The 13466-nt window shown below is 38.0% G+C and carries 15 protein-coding genes; 13 read left to right on the plus strand and 2 right to left on the minus strand.

Translation table 11 applies throughout. The features are described 5' to 3' along the window. Window positions 1-151: 151 nt before the first annotated feature. From fadH to JNUCC25_RS06675, 3 genes are all read left to right on the plus strand, one after another. Window positions 152-916: a 2,4-dienoyl-CoA reductase gene (gene fadH, locus JNUCC25_RS06665; protein ID WP_029325110.1), complete on the plus strand. Its 765-nt coding sequence runs from the start codon at window positions 152-154 to the stop codon at window positions 914-916. 105 nt (window positions 917-1021) lie between these two features. Further along, the gene (locus JNUCC25_RS06670; RefSeq protein ID WP_013056032.1) at window positions 1022-2233 is read left to right on the plus strand and encodes an EAL domain-containing protein; all 1212 of its coding nucleotides are present in this window, start codon (window positions 1022-1024) and stop codon (window positions 2231-2233) included. 156 nt (window positions 2234-2389) lie between these two features. Continuing rightward, the gene (locus JNUCC25_RS06675; RefSeq protein WP_029325111.1) at window positions 2390-2863 is read left to right on the plus strand and encodes a DUF3993 domain-containing protein; all 474 of its coding nucleotides are present in this window, start codon (window positions 2390-2392) and stop codon (window positions 2861-2863) included. A 41-nt stretch (window positions 2864-2904) separates the two neighbouring features. Here the strand turns inward: JNUCC25_RS06675 and JNUCC25_RS06680 are convergent, their stop codons facing one another. After that, the gene (locus JNUCC25_RS06680) at window positions 2905-3141 is read right to left on the minus strand and encodes a glutaredoxin domain-containing protein (protein WP_013056034.1); all 237 of its coding nucleotides are present in this window, start codon (window positions 3139-3141) and stop codon (window positions 2905-2907) included. A 280-nt stretch (window positions 3142-3421) separates the two neighbouring features. Here JNUCC25_RS06680 and JNUCC25_RS06685 point away from each other — a divergent pair, with 280 nt between their 5' ends. The 6 genes from JNUCC25_RS06685 to JNUCC25_RS06710 all read left to right on the plus strand — a co-directional run bounded on the left by JNUCC25_RS06685 (window position 3422) and on the right by JNUCC25_RS06710 (window position 7897). Further along, window positions 3422-3658: a YkuJ family protein gene (locus JNUCC25_RS06685; protein ID WP_013056035.1), complete on the plus strand. Its 237-nt coding sequence runs from the start codon at window positions 3422-3424 to the stop codon at window positions 3656-3658. 382 nt (window positions 3659-4040) lie between these two features. Next, window positions 4041-4496: a cyclic-di-AMP-binding protein CbpB gene (cbpB, locus tag JNUCC25_RS06690; protein ID WP_013056036.1), complete on the plus strand. Its 456-nt coding sequence runs from the start codon at window positions 4041-4043 to the stop codon at window positions 4494-4496. A 99-nt stretch (window positions 4497-4595) separates the two neighbouring features. Next, window positions 4596-5474: a LysR family transcriptional regulator gene (locus JNUCC25_RS06695; RefSeq protein WP_013056037.1), complete on the plus strand. Its 879-nt coding sequence runs from the start codon at window positions 4596-4598 to the stop codon at window positions 5472-5474. A gap of 129 nt (window positions 5475-5603) precedes the next feature. Then, entirely contained in the window at window positions 5604-6323 is a 720-nt protein-coding gene (dapD, locus tag JNUCC25_RS06700) for a 2,3,4,5-tetrahydropyridine-2,6-dicarboxylate N-acetyltransferase (RefSeq protein WP_013082280.1), read from the plus strand. A 144-nt stretch (window positions 6324-6467) separates the two neighbouring features. Further along, a complete protein-coding gene (locus JNUCC25_RS06705; RefSeq protein WP_013056039.1) occupies window positions 6468-7595 on the plus strand; it encodes an N-acetyldiaminopimelate deacetylase in 1128 nt (375 codons plus the stop codon). Window positions 7596-7651: 56 nt separating this feature from the next. Further along, window positions 7652-7897, plus strand: a complete 246-nt coding sequence (locus JNUCC25_RS06710; protein ID WP_013056040.1) for a YkuS family protein — start codon at window positions 7652-7654, stop codon at window positions 7895-7897. Between the two features lie 35 nt (window positions 7898-7932). Here the strand turns inward: JNUCC25_RS06710 and JNUCC25_RS06715 are convergent, their stop codons facing one another. After that, window positions 7933-8796, minus strand: a complete 864-nt coding sequence (locus tag JNUCC25_RS06715) for a mechanosensitive ion channel family protein (protein WP_013056041.1) — start codon at window positions 8794-8796, stop codon at window positions 7933-7935. A gap of 356 nt (window positions 8797-9152) precedes the next feature. Between JNUCC25_RS06715 and JNUCC25_RS06720 the strand changes: the two genes are divergently transcribed. The 4 genes from JNUCC25_RS06720 (at window position 9153) to JNUCC25_RS06735 (ending at window position 13454) form a co-directional block, all read left to right on the plus strand. Beyond that, entirely contained in the window at window positions 9153-9701 is a 549-nt protein-coding gene (locus JNUCC25_RS06720; protein ID WP_013082283.1) for a peroxiredoxin, read from the plus strand. A gap of 102 nt (window positions 9702-9803) precedes the next feature. Continuing rightward, on the plus strand, window positions 9804-10250 hold the full coding sequence (locus tag JNUCC25_RS06725; protein WP_013056043.1) for a redoxin domain-containing protein: 447 nt from the start codon (window positions 9804-9806) through the stop codon (window positions 10248-10250). 187 nt (window positions 10251-10437) lie between these two features. Then, window positions 10438-11334 carry a phosphogluconate dehydrogenase (NAD(+)-dependent, decarboxylating) gene (gene gnd, locus JNUCC25_RS06730; protein WP_013056044.1) on the plus strand — a complete coding sequence of 299 codons (897 nt, stop codon included), beginning with the start codon at window positions 10438-10440 and terminating at the stop codon, window positions 11332-11334. Window positions 11335-11717: 383 nt separating this feature from the next. After that, window positions 11718-13454, plus strand: coding sequence for an ABC transporter ATP-binding protein (locus JNUCC25_RS06735; protein ID WP_013056045.1), 1737 nt, complete (start codon window positions 11718-11720; stop codon window positions 13452-13454). Window positions 13455-13466 lie beyond the last annotated feature (12 nt).

Genomic DNA, 13466 nt, shown 5'->3' on the forward strand with positions numbered 1-13466 from the left:
ATAGTTTTCAAGTTTTCATTATAGCATTGTTTTTTTTATCATCACAACGAGAAGTCTGCTTTTAAGTTAAATAGATAAAAGTTTCACTTTATTCAGAAAAAATAGTAAAATGATAGTTGTAAAACACTTATATTTTGGGGAGGAAGATAAATTGAAGAACAAGGTCGTAATTGTTACTGGCGGTTCAAGTGGAATGGGAAAACATATGGCGAAGCGATTTGCAGAACAAGGTGCTCATGTGGTAATCACAGGTAGATCAGCCGATCGATTACAAGAGACAGAAAATGAAATTAAAAAGTTTGATGGACAGGTACTTTCAGTGGTAATGGATGTACGCAATCCAGAAGATGTGGAACGTATGGTTCAAGAAACAGACAAGGCATTTGGACAAATTGATTTTTTAGTTAATAATGCTGCAGGCAATTTTATATGTGCAGCTGAAGACTTATCCATTAACGGATGGAACAGCGTAATTAATATCGTATTAAATGGTACATTTTATTGCAGTTCCGCAGTAGGGAAATATTGGATCGATAAAGGTACAAAAGGGGTCATTACAAACATTGTGGCTACATACGCCTGGAACGCAGGAGCAGGCGTTATTCATTCAGCTTGTGCCAAGTCAGGAGTTTTAACCATGACGCGCACGCTTGCAGTAGAGTGGGGGAAGAAATATGGTATACGGGTGAATGCGATTGCGCCAGGACCGATCGAGCGAACAGGAGGAGCTGATAAATTATTTGAGTCAGAAAAAATGAAAGCGCGTACATTAGATTCTGTACCATTAGGACGCCTTGGAACTCCTGAGGAAATAGCAGGATTAGCCAGTTTCTTATTCTCCGATGAAGCGTCTTATATCAATGGGGAATGCATTACAATGGACGGGGGACAGTGGCTAAATCAGCATCCTTTTTAAAGGTGGGTACGCACTAAAAAGTACAAAGCAAACTGAGAAGGACTAGCAAAATTATGCTATTCGTATTATACTAACGTAAAGTGAACAAGGAGAGGGGAGAGTTGAGTGGACCCGTTAGATGTATTAACAAACATAGAGAAAACTCTTCCGTATTATCAAGCAATTTTTAGTGCAGATGGACATAGAGTAATTGGCTATGAAGTGTTGGCCAGGTTTCAAAATGAAGGGGAAATTGAAAGTCTCGGCCCATTCTTTCATGATGATGCGATTCCGGATGAATATCGCATAGAAGTTGATTATGCTGTTTTAACACAAGCGCTCGAGCATATGTTGACCCAGGAAGAACAATTTTTAATTTTTATTAATCAGAACCCTAATTTATTAATGAACGATCATGGAGAATCCTTGCTAGAATTATTGCAACTTTTCGAAAATAAAGGATTATCTCTTGATCGAATTGTTCTCGAAATTACAGAACACAATTTTAGTGGAGATTTGGAATCACTTCAACACTTACTAAAGTATTATCAAACATATGGTATTAAGATTGCAATTGATAATATAGGAAAAGAAAGTAGTAATCTAGACAGGATTGGGTTGCTTTCACCAGATATCTTAAAAGTAGATTTACATATTCTGAGACAAACGGACATGGCGCAGTCGTATCAAGACGTATTGTATTCTTTATCTCTGTTAGCAAGAAAAATGGGTGCTACGCTTCTATACGAAGATATAGAAGCCTCCTATCAGCTGCAATATGCATGGAGAAACGGAGGCAGATATTTTCAAGGTTATTATTTACATAAGCCGGCTGCTGAACTTGTCGATCCGAACATCTTAAAGGATAAACTAAAGGAACGTTTTGAAATGTATATCGCTCACGAAAAGAAAAAGCTGCTTGCTGTTTACCAGCTGACAGAACGCTTTCAAGATAAAATGCAGCAGGTAATGACAAAGTGCAGAAAGCTAGAAACGTATGACGATATGCTGCCTGTTATTGCAGAAGAACTATCCAACGTGTGTTTTCGCCTTTACATCTGCGATGAAAATGGATTTCAAAAGTCTTCTAACTATGTAAAGAAAAACGAGGATTGGATTCTTGAACCTGAATATGTAAAGAAAAATTGGAGCTGGCGCCCATATTTTCTTGAGAATATTATTCGAATGAGCTATGAAAAAAAAGGCATATTATCAGATTTGTATAATGATATTGAAACAGGTGAGAATATCCGAACTTTTTCGTATCCGATTGATAATATGCACTATATATTCCTTGATATTTCATATTCTTTTTTATACGAAAGAGACGTTTTGTAGAGAATAAATAAGTTGAAGTTAAACCGGCAACCTGCAAAAGTGGTTGCCGGTTTTTTATGTTTTTTTAGAGGAGAAGGACAGTCGGTTATAGAGATATGCATAGGCAGAGAAAATTTCGGAATTCTAATAAAAAAGAAGTTAAGGAGCTGATTTAATTTGAAGAAAATATGCTTACTTGTCTTTTTGCTGATTGTCTTGTACTCAGGAAAATCTGTTCATGCAGAAGTATCAGGAGAGATTAGGCATGAAATCTTTATAAATTTGCAGGACGCTTATCAGGCTCAGCTAAGAGCTGCGTCTGCCCATACTAATCAAGACGCTGTTGTTCGTGAGCTGAAATTGTTTTTAGATGATGAGTATGCATCTGTGTTTTTTAATGAGGCTCTCTTACAAAAAGCTCAAGGGTATGTTGGAGAGGGACCTGAATATTTAACACACTACATCCCTTTCTTTTCTTTTGATGAACAGACGAAGGTAGCTCTTCATTCCGACCAAAACAAAGCTTATGTCTATCAATTTTTTCCGGCTGTGCATAATGAACGGGTAAAATACCAAGATCATTACGAAATGATCACGTTAGTAAAAAAACAGGAGAAATGGAAAGTGCAAAAGTTTATATATAGTAAGTAACACTCAAAATAGCCGAGGAAAGCTTATTTTGAGTGTTTCTGTTACCCGATGTTAAGAAGCTTCTCAAGCGCTTGAAGGTCAAATCCTCTGATAATTTCCTGGTCAACACGAATGGTCGGAGTGGAATAAGACTCTAACTCAGTAGTCATTCGTTTTCGAGCAGAAGCATCTTTAGATACGTCAAATTCTTTATAGGAAACGTGATGATGCTGTAAAAACTGTTTAACAATTTCGCAAGGTGGGCAAGCTGGTTGTGTGTACAACTCTATAGATCTCAATGAAAGCACCTCCCTATATTAAAATGAATGGTGTTAAAGTAGAATGAAGTTTTGTATGATACATAGTATATCGCTATGTTATTATAATAAAAAACGACATATATCGCTATAATAAGGCATTTTCTTATGAAAAATCACGTAAAGTACTTGTGTTTTTTTAGTATGTGGCATATAGTGAAATGGTGTCTTTTAAGTATTAGTTTAGATAAAGTATTTATTTGAATTGATATTGTAGAAAAGTCGAATGCGTAATGATGTAATAGGTGAAAGGAGAGATTATATGTCACAATTACAAGGTATTTTAACTCGTCTTGTGAATCTCCGTGAGCAAGCAAGTGGAAGTGAAGCGCCACAACGCTTCTTCGAAGTAGAGGGAAAAAGAATTTGCAGCGTGAAATATCATGCAAAAACTGAAACATACGAACTTGAAGTATATCAAGATGGTGAAAAGCCAGCCGTTTATCAATTTGATAACGTTGATATGATTGCAATTGAAATTTTTGAACTTATTCATTAAGGGATAAAGCAAAACGAATGCCGCAAAGGATTTTATACTTTGCGGTATTTTTTTGTTACTGCGTATGGAGTTTTTGCGGTGGCTTCTGCCCTATTTTCCCGAGAAATATCGACAAAGTCATAGCGGATTTTCTGATAAATGGAAGGAACGGGTCGAATGCTGTAAAAAAATCAAAATAAAAAATTCAGATAATTATGAACTTTCGTTGACACTTGTTTTAAAAAAATCTAGACTTAACATATAAGGGAGAACATCGAGTGTGTCTGCTTCTATTCCCTCTTAAAAGTTCGCATTTACGTAAGCAAGCTATTTTCATTTTGTAGCTTGTTCTTTTTCTCTTTACACACGTGGAAGTTATGAGAAATGGAAGGAGAATGTATAAATGATTGATATTGATCACAATCAGTTAAATCAAATTGAACTTCGAGATTTGCTTGTCACTTCTGATAAAGTTGCTCATGTTCAAGTGGGAAATAATTTAGAACATGCTTTGCTTGTGTTAACAAAGACTGGCTATACGTCCATTCCCGTATTAAATCCAAGGTTTCAGCTGCAGGGGTTCGTGAGCATGACGCTTATTTTAGATTCGATTTTAGGATTAAAGCGCATTGAATTTGAGCGATTAGAAACCATGAAAGTAGAAGAAGTTATGAATCAAAATGTTCCTCGTGTCTCCATGAAAAAATCCGTATTAAAAGTCATAAATGCCATGATTAACCATCCTTTTTTGTGCGTTGAGAATGAAGATGGCATTTTTGAAGGGATTTTAACACGAAGAAATTTGTTAAAGTCATTAAGAAGGCAGTCCATCATTCTCCCGAAAGAGTCATTTCAATAATTTTTTTAAGAAATCGTGTTTCAGCCTATCTTTCTCCGTTTTTTTCTTATATGATAAAGGTAAAATGAAAGTAAAAAGAGGCTTGAAAGGAATAACTGAATGCAATTAATAGAATGTCGAATGCTCGTTGTATTAGCTCAAGAATTAAATATGAGAAAAGCTGCAGAGAGATTATTTGTATCGCAACCAGCTTTATCACAGAGGCTGCAAACCATTGAAAAAGCATGGGATACACAAATCTTCATTCGTTCGCAAAAAGGACTGTCATTAACGCCTGCTGGAGAAAAGATTGTTCAATTTGCAAAAGAAGTGGTAGAAAAAGAAGATCGGGTTCGTGAGGACCTGCATCATTTAGATAATGAAGTATATGGTACACTCAAATTAGCGGTGGCTTCGATTATTGGACAGCACTGGCTGCCGGCGGTTTTAAAACGCTATATGGATCGTTACCCACATGCTAAAATCTCTCTTGTAACCGGCTGGAGCAGTGAAATGCTTCGCTATCTGTACGAAGATGAGGTACATATTGGAATCATACGCGGAAATCCGGATTGGAAAGGTGTCAAAGAACATTTGTTTACAGATCCTCTTTACCTAGTTGATTCAGAAATTGAAAGGGCAGCGGAAGTAGTAAATACTCATCGACCATTTATTCAATTTAAAAGTGACTCAACGTATTATCAAGAAATTTTAGAATGGTGGCATCGAGAGTTTCATACTACACCGAAGCGTACGATTGTAGTGGATCAGATTGAGACGTGTAAGCAAATGGCTTTAAATGGTCTTGGCTTCGCTATTTTACCATCGATTGCTATTAAAGAAGCTGGAAGCCATATTCACCGGACGCCGCTTCTGAAAGCAAATGGAGAGCCAATTACTCGAGACACTTCTTTAGTTGGATATGAATCAGCGTTTAAACTGAAGCAAGTTCGAGCATTTGTTGATATTGTACGTGAATATGTAAGAGAAACGGTCTAAAGCGAGCCTAGATGCTCGCTTTTTTTATTTGCAATCGTTATCTTTTTATTAAAACGATAATGATGCTTGTCATTGTGAAAGCATTTTGTTACATTAAATGAGACATTGCTTACTTAGGAGGAATACATAATGAAAATGATGGATGCTAATGAGATTATCTCATTTATTCAAAACAGCACAAAATCAACACCGGTAAAAGTTTACGTAAAAGGTGAAGTAGAAGGAATTGACTTTGGTTCATCTTCTAAAACATTCGTAACGGGCAACACAGGTGTAGTATTTGGTGAATGGAAAGAAATCAAAGCTGCTATTGAAGCAAACGAAGGAAAAATTGAAGACTACGTAATTGAAAACGATCGTCGCAACTCTGCGATTCCTTTATTAGATATGAAAGGAATTAAAGCTCGTATTGAGCCAGGCGCTATTATTCGCGATCAAGTTGAAATCGGCGACAACGCTGTTATTATGATGGGTGCATCTATTAACATCGGCTCTGTGATCGGTGAAGGAACAATGATCGACATGAACGTAGTACTTGGTGGTCGTGCGACAGTAGGTAAAAACTGTCACATTGGCGCAGGTTCTGTATTAGCTGGTGTTATTGAGCCACCTTCTGCAAAACCAGTTGTAGTAGAAGATGATGTAGTAATCGGTGCTAATGCTGTTGTTCTTGAAGGTGTAACAGTAGGTAAAGGTGCCGTAGTTGCTGCAGGTGCAATTGTGGTAGAAGATGTAGCTCCTTACACAGTAGTAGCAGGTACGCCGGCTCGCGTTATTAAAGAAATTGACGAAAAAACAAAGTCTAAAACAGAAATCAAGCAAGAATTGCGTCAATTAAACGAAGAATAAGAAAAACGATCAGTTTGCGCTTTTTCTTTGCTGAATTAATAGGTTTTAGCGATTGGGATACTGAATCCTTGAACGTATCATATGGACAAGTTGGAAGCGTGGGCAACCACGCTTTCTTCTTTATTTCGTGAGGAGGACATACACATGGCTGAAAATGAATTTGTGAAAATAAGAAGAGAGCTACATAAAATTCCTGAATTAGGGTTTCAAGAGGTGAAAACACAGCGTTTTTTGCTTGATTATATTAACACTCTTCCGCAAGAGCGCTTAGAAGTAAAGACGTGGAAAACAGGACTCTTTGTTAAAGTACATGGTACAAATCCAACTAAAACAATAGGCTACCGAGCAGATATTGACGGTCTTCCTATCACGGAAGAAACGAATTATTCTTTTCAATCACAGCATGAAGGACTCATGCATGCCTGCGGACATGATATGCATATGGCCATTGGGTTAGGCGTATTGACTTACTTTGCTCAGCATGAAATCAAAGATAATGTACTGTTTATCTTTCAACCTGCAGAAGAAGGTCCAGGAGGAGCACAGCCAATGCTCCAAAGCGACATCATGAAAGAATGGCTTCCAGATTTCATCTTCGCCCTTCACGTAGCGCCTGAATATCCGGTTGGGTCGATTGCGCTGAAGGAAGGGTTACTATTTGCTAACACGTCTGAGCTATTTATTGATTTAAAAGGAAAAGGCGGCCATGCTGCTTATCCACATACAACAAATGATATGGTAGTTGCGGCATGCCAGCTCGTTTCACAGCTTCAAACTATTGTTGCTCGCAACGTTGATCCGCTAGACAGCGCTGTAATTACAGTAGGAAAAATTCAAGGCGGGACGGTTCAAAATATTATTGCGGAGCGAGCTCGCATAGAAGGAACCATTCGCACGCTATCTCCTGAATCAATGACGCGTGTTAAAGAACGAATTGAAGCGATTGTTAAAGGAGTAGAAGTAGGGTACCAGTGTGAAACAGCCATTGATTATGGTTGTATGTATCATCAAGTATATAATCACCATGAAGTCACGCGAGAGTTCATGGAATTTGCCAAAGAGCAAACGGACGTGGATGTCATTGAGTGCAAAGAAGCAATGACAGGCGAAGATTTTGGCTATATGCTAAAAGATATTCCTGGATTTATGTTTTGGCTTGGCGTTCAGTCTGAATATGGGCTTCATCATGCAAAGCTGCAGCCTCATGAAGGCGCAATAGATATTGCGATTTCACTTATTACAAAATATTTTGAACATAAAGGCAATCAATAAATCGTATAATCATTTTTCCTTATGGCTAAATTAATACCATGAGGAGGTGGGCAACGATGGCACGAATTGGTGTAGAATACGGTTTAACAGATGTACAGGCTGCACTTCAGCAGCTCGGACATGAAGTGGTACAATTACGCAACGAAAGTGATGCACAAGGGTGCGATTGCTGTGTTGTAACAGGACAGGATTCAAACGTAATGGGGATTTCTGATGCAGTAACGCAAGGCTCAGTTATTACAGCTAGCGGGTTAACGGCAGAAGAAATTTGTCAGCAAGTAGGCAACAAGGTACAAGGATAAAAGAAAGCCGAAGGAATAAATCCTTCGGCTATTTTTTATGCATGCTGAGGCTGCTTGACATCTTCAGGCTGCTTTTTATCAATATTTACTTGATGAGGGAACGGAATATCAATACCGTTTGCGTCAAACGCTTCTTTAAATTCTTTGCGAAGCTGACGTTCAATCCCCCACTGTTCACCGTTTTTAGCTTTGCCAACTACACGAAGCACAACGTCCGATGCGCCTAGACCTTGAACTCCTATCACGTTTGGTCCTTCTACAATATTTTCATTTGTTGCAGCAACGCGCTCGCATACTTTTTCTAGTACGGAAATAGCTTTGTCAATATCATCATCATACGAAATGCCAATATCAATTAACGCGCGCATATTGCCTCGGGAATGATTGCTTAAGCTTGTAATTTCACGGTTAGGCACATAGTGCAGAGTTCCATCAAACCCGCGAATTTGAGTAGTACGAAGACCTACTGATTCGACAATTCCTGAAAAACTTCCGGTTGTTACATAGTCGTCAACATCAAGCTGTTTTTCAAGAAGTAAAAAGAAACCTGTTACAACGTCGCTAACCAGTCCTTGAGCACCGAACCCGATTGCTAGACCCACAACTCCGGCACCAGCTAATAGAGCCGTGGCATGGATATTTACTGCTTCAAGCAGCATAACGACAAAAATAAAAATAAGTACATATGAAAACACATTAACGGTTAAACTTTTGAGTGTGAGCATACGTCCGCGCGTAGCATTTTCGCGCTCACTCATTTTTTCAAAGGAACGTTCAATAACTTTTTTACCAATTGCTCGTACAAGTAAAAATACAATGGTAATGGCAATGAGTTTTAACACAATAACTCCAGCATTGGTAAGAAGCTGTTCCCAGTTGATGTCTTGCATCTTAAACATTAGTTGTTCATCCTTCCTATGTTCTGTTTCAATATTAATAAGTGGGAATTTATTCTGTGGAAAAGATTTTGTAAGAGTATGAGCACATTTGTTTATTCCCGATATTAGACATGCTAAACTGAGAAGGTAAATAAATGCAACCCTTTTATAGCATTTTTTTGCTGGAATCAGGGTTTAATTTGTCCTAAAGGCGGGCATAACAACTATGTCACCATTATAAGATGTTGTTTAAATTCATTCTTAATTAATATTGACTAAAAAAACAATATCCATTATAATGAAAACCGTTATAACAGTACATAAGTGAGAATGTTTTATACATTTTCTCATTTAATAATTATTTGGAGGGATCATGTATGCCAGAACGTATGGTAGGTAAACAAGCTCCACGCTTTGAAATGGAAGCTGTATTATCAAACAAAGAATTCGGTAAAGTTAGCTTAGAAGAAAATATTAAAAATGACAAATGGACAGTATTATTCTTCTATCCAATGGACTTTACATTTGTATGTCCAACAGAAATCACTGCACTTTCTGACCGTTATGATGAGTTTGAAGATCTTGACGCAGAAGTAATCGGTGTTTCTACAGACACAATCCATACACACTTAGCTTGGATCAACACTGATCGTAAAGATAATGGTTTAGGTGATCTTAAATATCCATTAGCAGCTGATACAAATCACGTTGTCTCTCGTGAGTACGGCGTTTTAATTGAAGAAGAAGGTGTAGCACTTCGCGGTTTATACATCATCAGCCCAGAAGGCGAATTACAATATTCAGTTGTAAACCACAACAATATTGGCCGTGACGTTGATGAAACTTTACGTGTTCTTCAAGCGTTACAAACTGGCGGACTTTGCCCAGCTAACTGGAAACCAGGTCAAGCTACTTTAAACGCGTAAGCACAACGTTTAAAAGGTCTAACGTCCACGTTAGGCCTTTTTTTCATCGGATAATAAAGAACATATAGTTAATAATAGTGAAAATAAGGGAGGCTTTTATTCATGAAATTACGTCAGCCAATGCCTGAGTTAACGGGCGCTACAGAATGGTTAAACGGAGAGGTTACAAAAGAGCAGCTAATCGGCGAAAAGCCAACGCTTATTCATTTTTGGTCAGTAAGCTGTCATTTATGTAAAGAAGCAATGCCTCAAGTAAATGAATTTCGCGACCAGTACAAAGATCAATTAAACGTAGTAGCAGTTCATATGCCGCGCTCTGAAGATGATTTAGACTTATCAAAGATTAAAGAAGTAGCAGCAGAACATGATATTACGCAGCCAATTTTTGTAGACAGTGAGCATAAATTAACGGATGCATTTGAAAATCAATATGTACCGGCATATTATGTATTTGACAAAACAGGTCAGCTACGCCACTTCCAAGCTGGTGGAAGCGGTATGAAAATGCTTGAAAAGCGCGTGAATCGTGTATTAGGCGAGAACGAATAAATACAGGCAGTTGTAACAGGTGAAAAGCATTCGATGCTTAGTAGAACTTGCATCGAATGTTTTTCTTTTTTGTGTGTAGGAAGTAACTGATAAAGGAAATATAAAAATGTGGATTTTTTCTTGTGAGTTTACACCATACTAACACTAACAACATGATACGAAACTTACTATTGGAGGTAATTTACATATGAAATTAGGTATGATTGGCTTAGGGAAAATGGGAGCAAACTTAGTATTGAATTTACTAGATCATAACCATTCTGTGGTAGCATTCGATGTGAACAACGAAGCCGTACAGAAAGTAGCAGAAAAGGGAGCAGAAGGCGCTTCTTCCATTAAAGAATTAGTGAGCAAATTAGAGAAACCACGCATTGCTTGGGTCATGGTTCCGGCTGGAGAGCTCACAGAAAAAGTAATTTCTGAGCTCCAAGAACTACTTGAAGAAGGAGATATGATTATTGAAGGCGGTAATTCCAAGTATAAAGATTCTGTACGACGTGCTGCAGCTTCTGCTGAAAAAGGAATTCACTACTTTGACGTCGGAACAAGCGGCGGAATGGAAGGTGCCCGAAACGGTGCTTGTATGATGATTGGGGGAGATAAAGAAGCATTTGCTACAATCGAACCTATTTTCCGCGACATCAACGTAGAAAACGGCTATCTTTATTCAGGTGCAGCAGGAAGCGGCCACTTCTTGAAAATGGTTCATAACGGAATTGAGTACGGCATGATGCAAGCAATTGCTGAAGGTTTTGATGTGTTAGAGAAAAGTGAATTTGACTATGACTATGAAGCTGTAGCCCGCGTATGGAATAATGGCTCTGTTATTCGCTCATGGTTAATCGAATTAATGGAACGTGCATTTTCAAAAGATGCAAAACTTGACAGTATTAAAGGAGTTATGCATTCTTCCGGTGAAGGAAAATGGACGGTTGAATCAGCTTTAGATTTACAAGTGCCAACGCCAGTTATTGCTCTATCGTTAATGATGCGCTATCGCTCACTTGAAGACGATACGTTTACAGGTAAAGTAGTTGCCGCTCTTCGCAATGAGTTCGGCGGACACGCAGTAGAAAAACAATAAAAAAAGAGGCTAGAACAAACGTATTTTAGACGAATTGAAAAACGAACCATTGATCAACATGTTTGATTAGTGGTTCGTTTTTTTTGTTATGATGAATAGGTTTGTCTGCTTAGATCTTTCTAGCAGTTGATGGGAGGGCAAGACGAAGACTCCCGCGGAAAGCAAAGTCTTGCACGGAAATCAACTGCGGTATCTCAAGCAGTTCAACTAATGTATTCCATTTGTTTGTCTTTAGATTGGATTCATTTAGTTATATCTCAGCCTCTTGTTTATGACTATTTACCTTTTTTTGAAAAAGTATCTAAAAATTATGGTAATTTATTTCGGGAACCGATATATTTAAATATGTGTGCCACATTTTTGCTAAAGGAAGGACGGGGTATATGGAAACGTTTAAAAAACTAAAAGATTTTTATTTGCCGTACCGAATGTACTTTTTTTATTCTGCTATTTGCTTGTTGTTTGTAACCTCCATCACTGTGATTTACCCTATTGTGCTGCAATATACGATTGATCATATTGTGTTAGGAAAACAATATCAGCTAGTCGATAATGTAGCATTTATTTTTATTGGGCTGATGATTGTCAAAGGAATCTTTACATATATTCAGCAATATTACGGCGACTTATTTGGAATTAAGTCCGTGTATACTCTTCGCAATAAACTTTACCGCAAACTTCAGTATTTACCGTTTTCTTACTATGACAATGCTAAAACAGGGGACTTGATGTCCAGGTTGACAGCTGATGTAGAAGGATTTCGTTTTTTTCTATCTTTTGGCTTCTCAGAATTAATTCGCTTCGTTATTTTACTTACTGCCAGTTTTTCCGTTATGTTCTATTACTCTATTTCACTCACTTTTGTCACAATCTTCCTGCTGCCTTTTTTGGGGGTAGCTGTTTATCGTTTTGATAAACGCGTTCATCCAGCGTTTCGCTTAATTCGCCAATCGTTTGGGGAACTTAATACAAATGTTCAAGAAAATATAAGCGGCATACAAACGGTCAAGTCATTATCAAGAGAAAAATTTCAAACTTCTAAATTTAACGACTCCAACGGAGTTTATAAAAATCGAAACATTGAAACCGCGAATGTGTGGGCAACTTATTTCCCGTTAATGGAGTTTATAGGAAACTTATCTATTGTTGGTCTCCTTGCGTACGGAGGAGCACTTGTTATGAACGGAAGTGTACGTCCGGGAGAGCTTGTTGCTTTCTTTAGCTTAACCTCTTATTTAATGTGGCCTATTATGAATCTAGGGTTTGTTATCAATATGTTTTCACAGTCTAAAGCTTCAGGTGAAAGGCTGCTAGAAATTTTAGAAGAAGAAGAAAAAGTCCATGAGCATGCCGGAAGTTTCTCTATTAATGGAACGGTCGAATTTCAACATGTTAGCTTATCCTATCCAAACGAAGAAAAAAAGTCGCTTGAGAACATATCATTTTCTGCTTCTAAAGGAAAAGTAGTAGGTTTAATCGGAGCAACTGGAGCCGGCAAAACAAGCTTAACACAGCTGCTCACGAGGTTTTACGAACCCACTTCAGGAAAAATCTTAGTTAACCATCGTCCGATTAAAGAGTATCCGCTCCCTGTTCTTCGGAAAGAAATTGGCTTTGTACTTCAAGAAACGTTTTTGTTCTCAAGCAGTATAGGAACCAACATCTCCTATGGCGTGCCGGGTATTTCTAGAGAAGACATTATTGATGCTGCAAAAAGAGCGCAGGCGCATGACTTTATTATGGAGCTTCCAGATGGGTATGACACGATGCTGGGAGAGAGAGGCCTGGGGTTATCAGGCGGACAAAAGCAGCGCATTGCGATTGCACGAGCGCTTATCTTAAACCCTAGCATCTTAGTATTAGATGATGCCACGAGTGCTGTTGATATGAAAACAGAAAGAGAAATTCAATTGGCTTTAAAAGAAGTGATGAAAAATCGTACTACGTTTATTATCGCACACCGCCTTTCTTCTTTGCGACATGCCGATGAAATCTTAGTCTTGCATGAAGGGCAAATAAAAGAGAGAGGAAGCCATGAAACGCTCATTCAAAAGCAAGGGATTTATAAAAATATTTATGACATTCAATATGAAAGCAATACGTCAGTGATGAACGTATAACAAGGGAGGAAT

The organism is Priestia sp. JNUCC 25 (assembly GCF_053667915.1).

Coding starts and splice junctions, on each gene's coding strand:
- JNUCC25_RS06685 (WP_013056035.1), top strand. CDS start 3,422: ATGTCACAATTACAAGGTATTTTAACTCGTCTTGTGAATCTCCGTGAG.
- cbpB (WP_013056036.1), top strand. CDS start 4,041: ATGATTGATATTGATCACAATCAGTTAAATCAAATTGAACTTCGAGAT.
- JNUCC25_RS06695 (WP_013056037.1), top strand. CDS start 4,596: ATGCAATTAATAGAATGTCGAATGCTCGTTGTATTAGCTCAAGAATTA.
- dapD (WP_013082280.1), top strand. CDS start 5,604: ATGAAAATGATGGATGCTAATGAGATTATCTCATTTATTCAAAACAGC.
- JNUCC25_RS06705 (WP_013056039.1), top strand. CDS start 6,468: ATGGCTGAAAATGAATTTGTGAAAATAAGAAGAGAGCTACATAAAATT.
- JNUCC25_RS06710 (WP_013056040.1), top strand. CDS start 7,652: ATGGCACGAATTGGTGTAGAATACGGTTTAACAGATGTACAGGCTGCA.
- JNUCC25_RS06715 (WP_013056041.1), bottom strand. CDS start 8,796: ATGTTTAAGATGCAAGACATCAACTGGGAACAGCTTCTTACCAATGCT.
- JNUCC25_RS06720 (WP_013082283.1), top strand. CDS start 9,153: ATGCCAGAACGTATGGTAGGTAAACAAGCTCCACGCTTTGAAATGGAA.
- JNUCC25_RS06725 (WP_013056043.1), top strand. CDS start 9,804: ATGAAATTACGTCAGCCAATGCCTGAGTTAACGGGCGCTACAGAATGG.
- gnd (WP_013056044.1), top strand. CDS start 10,438: ATGAAATTAGGTATGATTGGCTTAGGGAAAATGGGAGCAAACTTAGTA.
- JNUCC25_RS06735 (WP_013056045.1), top strand. CDS start 11,718: ATGGAAACGTTTAAAAAACTAAAAGATTTTTATTTGCCGTACCGAATG.